The 13,717-nt window shown below is 53.4% G+C and carries 24 protein-coding genes and 1 pseudogene; 7 read left to right on the forward strand and 18 right to left on the reverse strand.

Annotated features, from left to right (window positions below; genetic code table 11):
- The first annotated feature begins 149 nt into the window (after positions 1–149).
- Entirely contained in the window at positions 150–1,325 is a 1,176-nt protein-coding gene (locus MUN46_RS11435) for a tyrosine-type recombinase/integrase (RefSeq protein ID WP_243377415.1), read from the forward strand.
- On the opposite strand, the gene MUN46_RS11440 is transcribed toward MUN46_RS11435, so the two are convergent.
- From MUN46_RS11440 to MUN46_RS11525, 18 genes are all read right to left on the reverse strand, one after another.
- Positions 1,252–1,479 carry a helix-turn-helix transcriptional regulator gene (locus tag MUN46_RS11440; RefSeq protein ID WP_243377414.1) on the reverse strand — a complete coding sequence of 76 codons (228 nt, stop codon included), beginning with the start codon at positions 1,477–1,479 and terminating at the stop codon, positions 1,252–1,254. The two genes, MUN46_RS11435 and MUN46_RS11440, sit on opposite strands and share 74 nt — an antisense overlap.
- Complete coding sequence (locus tag MUN46_RS11445) at positions 1,463–1,852, reverse strand: DUF3310 domain-containing protein (RefSeq protein ID WP_243377413.1); 390 nt, start codon at positions 1,850–1,852, stop codon at positions 1,463–1,465. The genes MUN46_RS11440 and MUN46_RS11445 overlap by 17 nt, the downstream gene beginning before the upstream one ends.
- Complete coding sequence (locus MUN46_RS11450) at positions 1,836–2,075, reverse strand: hypothetical protein (protein ID WP_243377412.1); 240 nt, start codon at positions 2,073–2,075, stop codon at positions 1,836–1,838. The genes MUN46_RS11445 and MUN46_RS11450 overlap by 17 nt, the downstream gene beginning before the upstream one ends.
- Complete coding sequence (locus MUN46_RS11455; protein WP_285230614.1) at positions 2,056–2,337, reverse strand: hypothetical protein; 282 nt, start codon at positions 2,335–2,337, stop codon at positions 2,056–2,058. The genes MUN46_RS11450 and MUN46_RS11455 overlap by 20 nt, the downstream gene beginning before the upstream one ends.
- 1 nt (position 2,338) lies before the next feature.
- Positions 2,339–2,644 (reverse strand): hypothetical protein, encoded by a 306-nt coding sequence (locus tag MUN46_RS11460; protein WP_243377410.1) that lies wholly within the window; start codon positions 2,642–2,644, stop codon positions 2,339–2,341.
- Positions 2,645–3,202: a hypothetical protein gene (locus tag MUN46_RS11465; protein WP_243377409.1), complete on the reverse strand. Its 558-nt coding sequence runs from the start codon at positions 3,200–3,202 to the stop codon at positions 2,645–2,647. It abuts the gene before it with no gap.
- Entirely contained in the window at positions 3,199–3,552 is a 354-nt protein-coding gene (locus tag MUN46_RS11470) for a nucleoside triphosphate pyrophosphohydrolase family protein (protein WP_243377408.1), read from the reverse strand. The genes MUN46_RS11465 and MUN46_RS11470 overlap by 4 nt, the downstream gene beginning before the upstream one ends.
- Positions 3,543–3,851 carry a hypothetical protein gene (locus MUN46_RS11475; RefSeq protein ID WP_243377407.1) on the reverse strand — a complete coding sequence of 103 codons (309 nt, stop codon included), beginning with the start codon at positions 3,849–3,851 and terminating at the stop codon, positions 3,543–3,545. The genes MUN46_RS11470 and MUN46_RS11475 overlap by 10 nt, the downstream gene beginning before the upstream one ends.
- Positions 3,838–4,242: a single-stranded DNA-binding protein gene (locus tag MUN46_RS11480; RefSeq protein WP_243377406.1), complete on the reverse strand. Its 405-nt coding sequence runs from the start codon at positions 4,240–4,242 to the stop codon at positions 3,838–3,840. Before MUN46_RS11480 ends, MUN46_RS11475 begins: the two co-directional genes overlap by 14 nt.
- Positions 4,243–4,264: 22 nt before the next feature.
- On the reverse strand, positions 4,265–4,600 hold the full coding sequence (locus tag MUN46_RS11485; RefSeq protein ID WP_243377405.1) for a hypothetical protein: 336 nt from the start codon (positions 4,598–4,600) through the stop codon (positions 4,265–4,267).
- A gap of 11 nt (positions 4,601–4,611) precedes the next feature.
- Positions 4,612–5,133, reverse strand: a complete 522-nt coding sequence (locus MUN46_RS11490; RefSeq protein ID WP_285230615.1) for a siphovirus Gp157 family protein — start codon at positions 5,131–5,133, stop codon at positions 4,612–4,614.
- Between the two features lie 9 nt (positions 5,134–5,142).
- On the reverse strand, positions 5,143–5,679 hold the full coding sequence (locus MUN46_RS11495; RefSeq protein WP_285230616.1) for a hypothetical protein: 537 nt from the start codon (positions 5,677–5,679) through the stop codon (positions 5,143–5,145).
- Between the two features lie 52 nt (positions 5,680–5,731).
- On the reverse strand, positions 5,732–6,391 hold the full coding sequence (locus MUN46_RS11500) for a DEAD/DEAH box helicase family protein (protein WP_243377760.1): 660 nt from the start codon (positions 6,389–6,391) through the stop codon (positions 5,732–5,734).
- 99 nt (positions 6,392–6,490) lie between these two features.
- Entirely contained in the window at positions 6,491–7,573 is a 1,083-nt protein-coding gene (locus MUN46_RS11505; RefSeq protein WP_237980499.1) for a ParA family protein, read from the reverse strand.
- A gap of 425 nt (positions 7,574–7,998) precedes the next feature.
- Positions 7,999–8,451, reverse strand: coding sequence for a hypothetical protein (locus MUN46_RS11510; RefSeq protein WP_237980500.1), 453 nt, complete (start codon positions 8,449–8,451; stop codon positions 7,999–8,001).
- A gap of 1 nt (position 8,452) precedes the next feature.
- Complete coding sequence (locus MUN46_RS11515; protein ID WP_237980501.1) at positions 8,453–8,944, reverse strand: hypothetical protein; 492 nt, start codon at positions 8,942–8,944, stop codon at positions 8,453–8,455.
- A 316-nt stretch (positions 8,945–9,260) separates the two neighbouring features.
- Complete coding sequence (locus MUN46_RS11520; protein WP_285230617.1) at positions 9,261–9,518, reverse strand: hypothetical protein; 258 nt, start codon at positions 9,516–9,518, stop codon at positions 9,261–9,263.
- A gap of 199 nt (positions 9,519–9,717) precedes the next feature.
- Complete coding sequence (locus tag MUN46_RS11525) at positions 9,718–10,398, reverse strand: S24 family peptidase (protein ID WP_285230618.1); 681 nt, start codon at positions 10,396–10,398, stop codon at positions 9,718–9,720.
- 376 nt (positions 10,399–10,774) lie between these two features.
- Between MUN46_RS11525 and MUN46_RS11825 the strand changes: the two are divergent.
- From MUN46_RS11825 to MUN46_RS11550, 6 genes and pseudogenes are all read left to right on the forward strand, one after another.
- Positions 10,775–10,951 (forward strand): annotated as a pseudogene (locus tag MUN46_RS11825) (helix-turn-helix domain-containing protein); the annotation flags it as partial.
- Between the two features lie 351 nt (positions 10,952–11,302).
- Complete coding sequence (locus MUN46_RS11530) at positions 11,303–11,626, forward strand: hypothetical protein (protein ID WP_285230619.1); 324 nt, start codon at positions 11,303–11,305, stop codon at positions 11,624–11,626.
- Positions 11,613–11,996 (forward strand): hypothetical protein, encoded by a 384-nt coding sequence (locus MUN46_RS11535; RefSeq protein ID WP_237980505.1) that lies wholly within the window; start codon positions 11,613–11,615, stop codon positions 11,994–11,996. Before MUN46_RS11530 ends, MUN46_RS11535 begins: the two co-directional genes overlap by 14 nt.
- Positions 11,968–12,996 carry an AAA family ATPase gene (locus tag MUN46_RS11540; RefSeq protein ID WP_237980506.1) on the forward strand — a complete coding sequence of 343 codons (1,029 nt, stop codon included), beginning with the start codon at positions 11,968–11,970 and terminating at the stop codon, positions 12,994–12,996. The genes MUN46_RS11535 and MUN46_RS11540 overlap by 29 nt, the downstream gene beginning before the upstream one ends.
- Positions 12,981–13,322 carry a hypothetical protein gene (locus MUN46_RS11545; protein WP_243377377.1) on the forward strand — a complete coding sequence of 114 codons (342 nt, stop codon included), beginning with the start codon at positions 12,981–12,983 and terminating at the stop codon, positions 13,320–13,322. The genes MUN46_RS11540 and MUN46_RS11545 overlap by 16 nt, the downstream gene beginning before the upstream one ends.
- Positions 13,319–13,717, forward strand: a complete 399-nt coding sequence (locus MUN46_RS11550) for a DUF1064 domain-containing protein (RefSeq protein WP_243377376.1) — start codon at positions 13,319–13,321, stop codon at positions 13,715–13,717. Before MUN46_RS11545 ends, MUN46_RS11550 begins: the two co-directional genes overlap by 4 nt.

The raw sequence follows: 13,717 nt of genomic DNA on the forward strand, positions 1-13,717 counted from the left end.
CTTGGTTCTTCTACACTCCTACCCGTTCATCTAAACCCCCGAAAATTAAGGCTTCTTGCCAAACGCACATCATCTGCGTTACTCTCGTTTCATCACGTTTCGTTTATCGTCATGGTGGCAGGGAGGGTGGCACGGTGGCAGGAAAAAGGGTGGCACAGAAATTAAAACTCTCGGATCCCGCGCAGCTTGCGGACGGGCTTTACAGCGTGGGGAATGGACTCTATTTACGGAAGCGCGGGGTGGCAGCGTCCTGGTATTTCAGATATACAGAGAACGCCCGGCGCCGGGAAATTGGCCTGGGCTCCGCATCCAGGCTCACGCCAACGGCAGCGAAGCGCTTGGCCGTGAAGCTGCGCGCGGACATAGCCGAGGGGAAGTTTCCTGGGCACGAGCAGCAGAAGAAGATCGTGCCAACATTCGGGCAGATATGGGAGCGTGCCGTCGACCACTTCGCCACGCTCAAGGCCTGGCGCTCTAGCTACACGGATGAGAAGTGGAGATCGTCGATCCGGCTTTACATGCTGCCGACGCTCGCAGCCAAGCGCGTGGACGAGATCACCAGGGACGACGTGATCAGTATCCTCGGGCCGGTGTGGCAGCACCACGCTGAGACCGGCCGCAAGATCCGCATGCGGCTCGAGGCAATACTGGACTACTGCGAGTTCAACGGCTGGAGGACGGGCGACAATCCGGCGCGCTGGCGCGGGAACCTGGACCAGGTCTTCCCGCCGCGCGTGCACCCTACCACGCACCTGATGGCCTACCCGTGGCGTGAGCTTCCGGCGCTCTGCCAGGCGCTCTCGGAGAGCAACTCGATCGGATTTAAAGCGATACTGTTCGGGACATTGACGGCGTCCAGGGCGAACGAATTCGTGCCTGCACGCTGGGAGGAGTTTGATTTCGACAGGAAGGTGTGGCTGATGCCGCGGAGGAAAGACGGTAAAGATTACCCGCACCGCGTGCCGCTTTCGGCCCAGGCTCTATCTATATTAGAGAGCCTGCCGCGCGAGGGGGAGTTCGTCTTCTCGCGCCTGGGGCGGGGGCACATATCAAAAGAGACGCCGCGGGTTCTGCTGCAGCGTCTCACTGGAAAGGGCTACACAATGCACGGCATGCGCAGCGCTTTCCGGGACTGGGGAGCTGAGAACGGAGAGGACTTCGTTCTCTGCGAGCTCGCGCTCTCGCACGCGGTCGGCAACGCAGTGACGTCAGCATACCTGCGCACCGACCAGCTCGATCAGCGTCGCCCTCTCATGCAGCGCTGGGCCGACTTTCTTTTGCCCGACGGATATAGTCCAGCACGTCTTTCTTCTGCCAGCGCATAATGCCGTCGAAGCGCACGGGCTGAGCGATACTTCCGGAAGCGCGCAGCCTGTCGAGCGTCGAGCGGCTGATGTCCAAGAAGTCCATGATGTCCGCCGCTTTGACCCAAACCTCGCCCGAGGCAGATGGATCAGCGAGTTTATTCTTGCCCGTCATTTTCTTTCTCCTTCTCCCGAAGTTTTATCGCGGCGTCCAGGCTGTTGCGCGCCAGGTGCCAGAAGTCAAGCGCAATTAAATGCAGCGGGTACGTGAGCTCGGTGCGGTCGCCAAGGGCTTTAATGTTGTCCTCTATCATCTGCTGCCGCTGAGGATCTATCGGCTCGTAGCCCGCATAGTGCTCGTCGATCCAATGCAAATACCACTGCGCTTTCCGCAAGTCCTCGTCGTACGCACCCTTGAAGGGCGCGCGCATGAGATACTTAACCGCGTTGCCCTTGGCGAAAGACATGTAGCCGACGATAGATATAACTTCATGGGGCAGCGAGTTATAGTGCGCCGGGTGGTCGATTTTCTCAGTATTCTCGGGCATGTCTGTTGCTCCTTTCCTGCTTGAAAACCTTGCGGTGAACCTGGGTTATGCGGTTGCGCTGCGTGCCGATCTCCCAGGACTGCCTATTGATGTCCAAGCGCATATCCTCGAGCGTTCGCTCCATGGCTTTCTTGTCGCGCTCGAGCGCCTCGATCCGATCACGCAGCCTGGCGAGCTCCTCGTGCAGCCCGTCGATCCGCGCTTTAGTCCTCCCGAATATCATCTTCTTCCTCCTCGTCCGACCGCTTGCCGAGAATTGCGCGCTCGAACCCAGGCGTTTTTGTAAGCTCGTATAGTCGGCGGGTCGACGCCCTGGCGCGGTTCACAAGCTTGTAGTAGTCGCGGGGCACGACGTTACCCATGCGGGCGTCGTAGTAAAGCGCGTTGCCTAGCGCTACCTCCAGTGCCTGATTAGCTGACATGATCTGCCAGCGCAGGGCCGCTAGAACCCGGGCCGGGGAAGTGCTTGGGTTCAAGATTGTCATGTCATTCATGATCCTCTCTCCTTGATTCAGTCCAGTAATCGTGCTGCCACAACGTGACGTCCGGGTCGGTCCTCGTCGGCGCTGCAATGGCCGGCGGCACGGGCTTGTCGAACATGTCGATAGTCTTCGTGTCCTTCTTCGCGACATCGTCGAAGTGACGCAGCAGAAGGCCGATCTGCGAAACGATCCGGGCGGCGTCCGCCCTCTTCTCCATGTCGTAAGCAAACATCAGGCTGCGCGTCTGGCTGTTGCGGAACAGCAGTCTGCCGCCGTCTTCCGTGAGCTCAATCGATACTGCTATCTGCATTCAATCCTCCACTTTGTCAAGATCCACGACGCGGCGCCTTAAGCCAGGCGTCTTCTTTATCTTTACGTCAACTGACGGCACAACTCTTACCGGCGCAGATGATGGGGCTACAGAATCTTCGACCAAGTGCACCGTCGTCCTCGCCTTCGCCTTCCGCGCGAGTTCGCGGATGCGCTTGATCTCGTCGTACTCGTAGGCCGTCGTGATCGCGCGATCGACCTCCTCTTCCGAGTAGCCCGTCTGTAGCGAGATGTCCCAGTTCGACAGTCCACTCAGCATCATCCCGACCATCAAGCCCTTCTCTGCGCGAGTGATCGTCTTCTGAACCAACTTTCTGCGCGCCGGATCTTCGTAGACCCCAAGCCGCTTCAGATGATTTGAGATAGTCGTTTGCGTGACTCCGAAGTGGTCGGCGAGCGCGCCGCACGAGGCGCCAGCTAGATAGCGGCGGCACATTTCTTTCAGCGCCTCTTTTGTTTCCAGCATTCCGGCGCCGCGGTGGGAATATGTTTGTATGCGCTTCGCGAGCGCTTCCAGCACAACAGGATCTGGGTTCATACATCCCCCTGCGCACGGTGCCGGCTGCGCTCCGGATCAAACCCCTGCGGATAGCGGGCACGCAGCTTGCTGATGTTCAGACGCATGACATCGCTCAGTTTCCAGCCTTGCGCGGTGCAGTACTCGGCCACGAACCACAGCAAATCCCCCAGTTCACGCTTCGCATGCTCAGGATCTGGCTCGTGCCCTTGGAATGTCTTTTGATAGATTCCGCAGATCTCTCCGATTTCAGAGACCATGCCCAGAGTTGCGTGCTGCGCCATCTCGTCGCGGGTTAGTTCCGGGTTTATCGTCCGGGCTGCGTCACTCTGATAGACGTTCGCGTCATATTTGTCGTACGTTATTTCCATAACCTGCCTCCTTCATTCATCTCTACCCGCCATGTCGTCGTCCCGCTTCGGCTTTCCCACACGCTGAAGCGAACGATCTGCGTACGCTTATCGGGGCTGAAAGCCACATCGACAGGCTCCGGCTGGGTGTACAGCCCACCGCCAAGCGACTGCCAGAGGTACTTGCGAGCTGTGGATATCTGCCATTCCGTGATCCAGCCTTCGGGCTTCTCGTCGTACAGCACGCGGGGGGTGTTCTCGGCATCCTCGCCCTCGCGCTGCACGGTGACCTTCAGATGGCACATGTCAGAACGGGACATCTTCGTCGTCTCCGAATGCCTGCTGCTGGGCCGGGGTCTGCTTGGGCGCGGGCGGGTTGCCGTGCGCCTTGGCACCGAGCTGCATCTGCTCGGCAATGATCTCGGTCGAGTAGCGCTTGACGCCGTCCTTTTCATAGCTGCGGGTGCGCAGACGACCCTCGATGTAGACCTCGCTGCCCTTCGTAAGGTACTGCTTCGCGGTCTCTGCCTGCCGCCCGAACAGCACGACGTTGTGCCACTCCGTCTCCTCGGTGCGATTCCCAGACTGGTCTTTTCGTGTCCGAGACGTCGCGACGGCGAGCCGGGCGACAGACGTTGCAGACGTCGTCTGTCCCATCTCGGGATCGCGCCCAAGGCGGCCAAGAAGAATGACTTTGTTCACTGATGCCATTTGTTTCTCCTATGCGAGTTGGTTAGTTGATCGGTGTTTCGATCTTTTCTATCTGCAAGTCTTTGAAGGCGTCCGGGTGCATCAGCGCGATCAGCGCGATCAGTCGGTAGAAGTCCTGCAAGAGTCCGGGTTGCCCGTCCTTCTGCATGCCAGCCAGCCGACCGTAGATGTATGCGCGCTCATCAGGCTCCAGCCAGCCCTCAGTCTTCTTCGATACTCTGACAAGCAACCGCTCGCGCTCTTTGTCTGTCAGCAGACCGAGCACTTTCCATGCGACGGAGAAATCCATCAGGCACCGGTAGAGCGTCGCCACTAGCTCATCCCCGTTGACTTCTGTTTCGTCGATAATGATGTCCATGCCGTGCGCCATTACTTGATCCTCAGAGAAGTTCCTGCGGCGCCCAGCTTCGCGCCGGGGATGGTGGCGCCCTCTTTCAGTGCGGCCCGCAGGCCCGCTTTGTCCAGCCGCGGAGCCGGGTGCACCCAGTACTTATCCGGGATCTGAGCCTCGTCGAAAATCTCAACGCTGGGGGCCGTTTTGGCCACGCTGATCCGGAAGTCCGGAGATTCAACCTTCTTAATCCCCTGAGCAGTCATTGCGTCGAGAAGGTACTGCTTGAGGTGCTTGTTGCGATTCTCCAGAGCCTTTCTGCGTTTGTAGATAGCCTCTTCTCGATCCTTCATTTGCTCGATCAACGCCTGGCTGTCGTCCATAAATGCGGCGACAGCGCAAGCTTTGGCGTTGAATGTGACCTGGAGCGAGGAGAGTTCCAATTCAGCGGCGGCGAGAGCTTTTTCGTCATCCACCTCTCCTGTTTCTGCGTCAAAGCAGAGCTGGAGGCGATTGATGGCAGCAGAAAGCTGATCGTTAATTTCGTACAGAGAACTCATGGCCATTCCTTAAAACGGGATGTTTTCGTCAGGTTCGCTAGACGAGGCTTCCTGGATGGGCTCGGAAGTACGAACGCGGAGCGTACGGTCTTTCAGCGTCGCGAGCCTCTTTTCCATCGCCTTTGCCTCGGTGGCTCGGTCGAGGATCTCGGCCGCGGTCATCTTCGTCGTCTTGTCGAACGGCGTGATGATGTTCATGCTGTACGGGTAGCGCTCGTTGCTGGGATCGTTAATCCTCTGGAGGAGCAGGCCAATCGGCTTGTCGATGAGTTCAGGAAAGCGATCAACAGGCGTCACCGTTCCGTTGCGATTCACATCTCCGCTTACAGATACAACCTCCTTCAGGCGAAGAACTGTCATGATGGCGTCCACAATGGCGCGGTTGAATGTCGCTTCGCCATTGATCTTCTGAACGCACATCGAAATGTTGCACCGCTGTCCCTCAACAGACAGGAAGTCAAAATGCATGAACCCAGCGCCGCTGCGTGTTCTGATGAAATAAGCGTCCTTAAAAACGCCCTCATAGGCGCCGCTGATATCAATCATTTGTGCTTTTCCGACAGAGCGAGCGCCCTTAGGATCGAGAGAAAATTTCATTTCATGCTCCTTTAACGTTTGAAGTGATTCCGTAGTAGCTGCATATAGCCGCATCGACTGCAGCAAGGTCGTTGTCGATTTCTGGATCATTGAAGAGTCCCATGGGAGACTTGACGGTGTCTGACCCCGAGTTCTGCGTTGAGAAGAAATAGCGGCCATTGACGACGTGTGTTCTAAGAACTGTGGTGAACAAGCCCTCTACAACAATCTTGTCGTCCAGAAGCTTTCCGAGCGTCTTGATGCGCGTGTTTCCGAACTCGTCCGTTGCTGTGTGAGCAAGGACGTAAACCCGCTTGTCGTGATCGAGATCTGAAGCGGCTTTTGCGATATCGAATCCGGCGCCCCCGATGTCGTTGAACTTGTCGAACGATTTCTCGTTTCTCCGGTTCATGTACATATTCGCTAGGATGTACTGCCAGTCATCGATGACGATGATTTCATCCTTGGCTCTGGACATGACGGCAAGAATCGTTTTAGGGTTGTCGGCGACATAGATATTCCCGCCGTCATCCTTCACCTTAACTTCTCGCCACCCTTTCGGAGGGAAGGGGAGAGGCTTTCTCTCGGGCTGGATGAGTAGCGTTTTGCTCGGATCCAGGTTCCTGAGAGAGCAGGTTTTGCCAGTTCCAGACTCTCCCAAGATCAATGTGGCATAACTCATGTTTGCTCCATAAAAAAATCCGCCTGACTTGCGCCTGGCGGATCTGATGTAAAACTCTAAAATTTTCAACCTACTACAATTTGTAGTAAATTGCTTTGCTTAATTTGTCAGCATCTCAATTATTTTTGCTAGCCTATTAAACTGTTCTCGGAACGAATCCCTGCTGCGCTTCATCGTATCTAGTGCGTAGCCGAATTGTTTTTGCCCAATAATATCTTCGTCAGTAAGTGCAAAAACAGGTTTAGAAAGGCTCTGGCTCATTGCTATAAGTGAATTAAAGTCAGAGATGTGAGCAAGATCATAGGCATTAAGTCCCCCTCCATTTTTAGAGCGGTTGGCATTTAAAACATCCTGAACTGTTCCCCGATCAACTATGCAATCAATTTCTTTTAATGAGGGGATTAAAACGGTATCTATAGCCTTTCTTATCTCATTAATCCATCTGTCAAAGGATTTAGCCGGTTCTTGATTCCTAATGCGGTAGCGCTGTTGAATTGTCCCAAGAAATTGAGGATGATTGGTAAGAGAGGAGCTTGTCCGCCCTGGTACCGATAATTTAAAGCTGTCGATTTCCTGGTGCCATGATTTAATATGTTTTGATAGTGATGAAATTGCTTGCCAGCAGAAGAAATCCGGTGTCGTTGGCACAATGAAATAGTCGCTTGACATCAGCATTACTTCGTTAATTCCGCCAACATTGGGGCTCATATCGTAAATAATGAAATCAAACCCGTCTCTTTCAGCAAGCGATCTGATTAAACGAGGTAATGCCCCAGGAAGGTTTCGTGTGGCGGGGATGCCAACAGCAATTTTCAAAGCAATACTTACCTGAGAGTCCATATCTGAAATATTCAGGCTCCCAGGCAAAAGATATAAATTCTCATTTTGAGTGGGGAAAAGGTTACCTTTTTCATTCCCTAAAATGTTATCTGGAGTATCCCCGTCGATTAATTGCTCAACAATAGTCTTAAGAGTAAGGTTTGCCCGGCTTCCATAAAAATTGTCAAGTCCATCGCTCATTTTCCCGTAACCCAGAACAATCCCCGTCAGGTTACATTGAGAATCCAAATCAACGAGAAGTACCTTATAACCGGCGTCCGCCAGAGCCCACCCTAGATTAAATGCGGTCGTCGTTTTGCTGACTCCGCCTTTGTGATTAAATAAAGAAATTGATTTAAGCATTGCCCGGCCTCTTTGTAGGAAATACATTCTGTGTTCGGCTTATCGCCATTAAAACGTGCCACTAATTTTAACGGCTACTAAAGCGCCCACAGATGCCCTCTGTTAAAAGAGCATGTGTTGGCGTTTTGTCCTTCCTGCACCGGTGGAGACTGCCCCGGGCCTGTGGCTCAGAAGAGCTTCAGGAAGTGAGCCGCGTCAGGTCGTGCAGCTTGTCACTCGGGCTCCCCGGCATGCCGCTGCCGGATCAGAGCCGTCCGGGGAATTTCACCCCTTGAACTTGCCTTTATCGCAAGCCCTTGTGTCTGGATGTGGTCCAGAGATAAGGGTTCGCTTTTCTCCCTGTGGGATGATTGAGTTTGTAGAGGACCTAGCAAGCTCTCTTAGCTCAACCATCCCTTAGGAGAAATCACATGACAGAAAAAGATTCAAACGCCTTTACTTCCGAAGAGGCTGCCCAGATCATCATTGCTGGTATTGAAAAAGGAGCTATCCATTTCCCGTTCCTCCAGGCGTTCGATCATGAGAAGCTTCAGAGCCTTGTTAAGCAGGACATCGAAATGCGAACTTCCAGTAGAGTTCCGTTCGAGAAGGCAATAAACGAGGCAATAAGCAATCGTTTCGCGTCTCAACTTGGCTTTTTGGCTCGAATGGATGCCCTCTACCTTCTCTGTCTCAGGCAGATGCTTGTCACCGGACTTAAGGATGAAGAAGCCAAGAGGATCGTCGATATGGCCGCCAGTCAGTTCATGTAAGTCCTTGAGAACGTCAATCAGGTGGTTTGTTGTCGATCCCCACCTGTGAAAAGACTCAGTGCCGTTCTTGAGCTCGGCCGCCCAGATGTCGCGGGCGGCCTCAGCGGTGATCTTTTTGCCTTCCATCTCACCACTCCTTCCTGTTTCCATTGGTGAGCCCCTCTGTGAGGTAAAGTTCTTGGAGACCAATCCTTATTTCCCTCACAGAGGGGGTGCAGCAATGCTCAATTTCATCAAAGCCATTGAGCCGTTTTTCACTATCATTTCCGCCATAGGAGCCATAGCTACGGCCTATTTCGTCTTCACGGGGCTGGGTTTGAACAGGCCAGATATTTGGATTCACAGCACCGGAATGGTTTCCTCCGATGTTGGGAAAAGGAATCGCCTTTTCTTTGTTGTTCTTTCTGTAAACCGCGTGCCGCCAAACTTTGTGATCAAGAAAATCACAATCAAATGGTGCAAAGTGTTCCCCGAGATCGATCCAGGCAGGCTCTCCGAGAAAGACATTGAACGAATGCAAACGAGCTCCACGGGAAGCCTGACGATTCATAACCTCGACAGAGTTCAGAACCTGCAGGTGTTTTTTATCCCGCCAGAAAACTGGAATGGCATTATTCATTTGGTTCTCCTAGGCTCTTATCTGACGCGCATGAGCTTTGACGTAAGGTTCCGTGACTTTTTTTCAGAGTTCTAGAAAGCTCATCAATTGAAGCGCTTAGCGTGAGAAGGCCGGACCCGATTTGCACTGATAGAAACACAATGGCCACGCAAATCGCAATGCCAGTCAACGAAAGAAAAAATGCCGTCATCTCAGACCCCCGCGATCGCTCGCAGCGCCCAGAGCACCCAGCTGCCGACGGTGCATGCGCCGATGAAGACGAGACCCACAACAGCCGTTACGATCCAGTCTGCTTTGCTCATGTATGGCTCCTTTCTCAGATGCACCGGGCCGTTTTTGCAAGCGCCCTGTCGAAGCCGAAAAGCTCCAAAAGATCGGCTCTTGTGCTGCTGTCCGGGGCGATCCTCTGCCCCTTGTAGACGGCTGACATGTCCCCGTGGTCGTCAGTGAAGACCACTTGGGCTTCCCACGTGTGGCACGGGAAGTTCTTGTCACCAAAGGTGGCGGCCTCGGGCCGGCGGATGAAGACCAGTTTGGTGCCCTTGCTGGGGAAAACCGCGAAACAGAGTTCCATTTTCTTTTCCTCTTCGCCGAATTTGAAAACCGGCTCGCGTATGTAGTTTTAACTTCGTTATGAGGAACTATAGCTACAAATTTAAGAAAAGTAAAGCTACGCAGTTCCGAAGATAAAACTACGTAGCACAAGTTTGTCCCACATCAAGAGGAACAAAAAAACCGCCCTGCTAGGGCGGCGCATTTAAAGATTTGGCCTTTTAAAAGGGGCCGCTACCAGACCTGTCAACGACCCTCCCAATCAAGTAAAACTTCGACATTTCGTTTGGCAATATTTCTTCATCTTCCATGTTGGGGTTTTCGGAATGAACAATTACGCCGCCGTTCAGCTTTTTGTATAACCGTTTGACTCGCACTTCGTCGGCAAAGCAAAACGCATACACCTTACCGGAAACTATTGGGAATTTTCGGCAATCACAGAGGATCGTGTCCCCGTCGAACAGTATTGGCATCATGCTGTCACCGTGTACCTTTAAGCGGCGGCACTGAGCCGGATTTAGCCCGCGTTCCGTGAACCATTCTCTGCGATAGTATGCAGGCTTAGACTCTGTTGCCTCTTCAAAAGATGGGGAATCCTCAGATCCGGCTCCGCAGCGTACGCGATATTCGGGAATGATAATGTAGTCGTCGGAGCTTTTTGATTCATCTGAAGGCAACACCATCGAGTCGCCGGGATTTCCGACCCCTTCTGTGAGCCATTTCAGGCTAACGCCTAAAAACTCAGAAGCCTTAATTGCGTTGATGGCGGTCAATTGCTTTGTTTTTCCGTTGAACCAATTACTGACCGACGGATGAGACAGCCCGCAATATCTGGCCAATTCAATCTTTGTCTTGCCAGACTTTGTAAGCGCAATTTCCAATCTATCTTTAAGTTCTGACATAGAGCCTCCCGTAGGAAATACTACCGAACAAAAGAAAACCAAAGGACGGGGTTGTAGTTTCTTTTTATGTAGCTATAATTACTTAAAAGTAAATTACCACTACGTAAGCGAAATTATGACTACGTGTAGACGAAACAGAAGGCTCGACCCTGAAAGGTCAGAAAAGGTAATCGATGCCTTGGGAGGTGTTGTTTCTGTTGCCAAGACGTTCGGCATTCGACATCCGTCAGTTTCAGCATGGAAGAAGGTCGGCATACCAGAAGACAGACTCCAGTTTCTTCAGGTGAGATACAGAAAAGTGCCGGCTGTAGCCGAGACTCTCGATTTTCACCCGTGGCGCGACCGCGAATAAGAGAGTGCCATGTCGTACAGGGCGATGGACTGGGCCGCATCAGTTGATGTTGAAACTTCGCAACAGAGGCTTTGCCTCATGCTGTTGGCTTGGCACATGAGTGAAAGAACGGGGGAGTGCTTCCCGAGTCAAGCATTGCTTGCGAAAGAGGCACACATCAGTCTTCGCGCCGTGCAGTACGCCTTGTCTCAACTGGAACAAAAGAACCTCATCACCAGACGAGCAGAGAAGGATGATCGAGGCGTGATAGTCCGCACTCTCTATGCGATGTCTATATCGAATAGGGTGTCGCAAGGCGTGCAGGACGTGTCGCATACCGTGCATGAGGGTGTCGCACAGGGTGCGGGAGGGTGTCGCACGGATTGCACCGGGGTGTCGCATACCGTGCATGAGGGTGTCGCACAGGGTGCATGTAAACAAGGAATAGAACAAGGAATTAAACAAGGAACTGAACAGGGGATAGAAGCTCTTCCTCCCTCCCCGCCTCCGGCGAGGAGGAAGACCGCGTTCCCCTGCCCACCAGAAATCAACCCTGAGGCATGGGACGCGTGGATGCAGGTTAGGAAAGCAAAGAGGACGGGCGGAATCACGGAGTATGGGTGGAAGCTCTTCTGCAATCAAGCGGCTAAGGCTGGACTAACACCAGCGCAGGCGATAGATCTCTGCATAGAGCGGGGATGGCAAGGATTTAAAGCCGAGTGGCTGAAGAGAGAGCAGGAACCGGAGGACGACTTCAAACGCATGGGTAGGCAGGAACGAGAAAGGCAGAGGCTTGCGAAGCAGCAGGGTCAGGCGCCGGCGCCTTCTTCGAAGCCCGCTTCTGAACCACAGAACCACGACGACGAAATCTACGAGGAACTCAATGGACTCTTTTGAAGCCGCACGGATCGACCGTCATGCTCCATTCGGACCGGTGATCTACATCACCTTCCGATCAAAGGTTTTTCCGGATCACGCAACACCAAGGCTCAAGGTCAACTGGGGCTTCGGTGACGGCGAGGAAGATCTCGTTCCATACGTTGACGACGAGGTTTTTATCGATCCATTGGACAGGTTCCAGGACGTGGACTGGCGATTCTGCCGGGGGCATTCCGTTTCCGTGAAGTCTGAGGAGGGTATGGATCCGGTGATGTGGGCCTGCAGAGACAACATATTGAACGCTGATCCGTGCTTCGCTTCTTTCCTGGACTCAACCGACAGAATGGAGGTTTACAGAGATGGCAGATGTCTTTGCAGGGACCGTTGAACCGGCAAAAACCCGCGGCGCCTGGAGCGACTACAACGCCCGGATTGCCGAGGACATCGTCAAGTGCGGACAGCTGCAGGGCGATATCGCTTCGGAGTTGATGTACCCGGCCAGTCGGCTTGCAGGAAAGAATCCGCTCGTGAAGTCCTTTGACTTCCGTCCTTCGGAACTCACTATCTGGGGCGGCGAAAACGGAGCGGGAAAGTCAGCCCTTATGAATCAGCTTGCTCTTTCCATGATGTCTCAGAGCCAGAAAGTTTGTTTGTTCTCGTTCGAAATGGATCCGAAGCGGACGCTGATCAGCTGCATGCGCTGCGCTTTTGGCCGTTCGCCCACGACTCAGGATCTTTTCCCTTTCTTCGACTGGGCGAACGATTTGCTCTACATCTACAGGAACCAGGGCGCTATCAGCGCGGAGTACTGCGCAGACGGTGTCTTCTACGCCGCGAAAATGCTCGGGTGCCGGCACATCGTTGTGGATAACCTCATGATGCTCACGACTGGAAACAGCTCGGACTCGGTTATGCAGTCTCAGAAGCGCGTGGTCCAGACCATGAAAGAAATCGCTATCGCAACCGGCGCCCATATCCATCTTGTCGCGCATCTTCGCAAGCCGGCGAATGGTCAGGGGCAGAACGCGAAGCCGTCCCGTTTTGACATCTCCGGATCGTCAGACATCAGCAACCTGGCCGATAACGTGGCCTTGCTCAGGCGCAATCGAGAGAAGGAGCAGCAGATTATCGACGGCGGATTTCGTAATGACCAGTGGGACTCTGAACCGGATGTCCTTCTGACAGTAGATAAGCAGCGAGCAACCGGAGACTCAAGCATGACGCCGCTCTGGTACGACAAGCCTAGCGGCCAGTTCTGCATAAGCTCAGCTCGGTATCTGCAGGACTACATGCCGTCCGGGATGTCCGGAATCGACACGACAAAACCGCATCAGCTCGATGCCATTCAGGGACTTAAGGAAAGGAGCAAGCCATGGGAACCGATATGAGCTACTGGAGCAACCAGCTCGCAGCTATAGACGCAGAAGAACTCAAGAAACAAAAACGACGAGAAAGAGCTGTTAAAGAAAGAATGCGAGCGATTGGAAGACAAAAAAAGCCTCGAAAACCCCGAAAGCCCCGCACGAAACTCATCGCTTCCCAGGGAGAAATCGAAATTATTTCGAGAGCCTGGGCGTGCATGAATCATTCAGATTTCTGCGCGGGTTCAAAAGTAAGCAGGAAAACCGTGTGGGCAATTTTGAAAATGTATCCGGTGTCAAACTGGTCTATCGACAAAGCTTTGTCATTCGCGAAAACGGTGGAGATTAAATGATTTTTAAGACTCGGCATAAAAACTACGCCCTGGAGGGGCTCAGGGCCAGAGGTCGTCTCAAAACAGGCGAGCTGAACAAGACCGAGCAGTCGTACTCCGATTACTTGGAGGGAGAAAAGCGCTCAGGACGCATCTTAGATTTTTGGTTCGAGAGCATGAAGCTCAAAGTGGCTGATGGCTCATGCTGGTACACGCCGGATTTCGTCGTTCTTCGCCCAGATGGCAGGATCGAGCTGCACGAAGTGAAAGGCGCTCCAGCGGTGTTCATGGACGACGCGAAGATCAAGTGCAAAGTCATTGCCGACAAATACCCGTTCGATTTTTTTGTTATCTATCCCCGACGCAAAAAAGACGGCGGCGGGTTCGATGTTCTTCCTTACCCTGGCAGGAGATAG

The sequence above is a fragment of the Mesosutterella faecium genome (assembly GCF_022809315.2).
Lineage (GTDB): Bacteria > Pseudomonadota > Gammaproteobacteria > Burkholderiales > Burkholderiaceae_F > Mesosutterella > Mesosutterella faecium.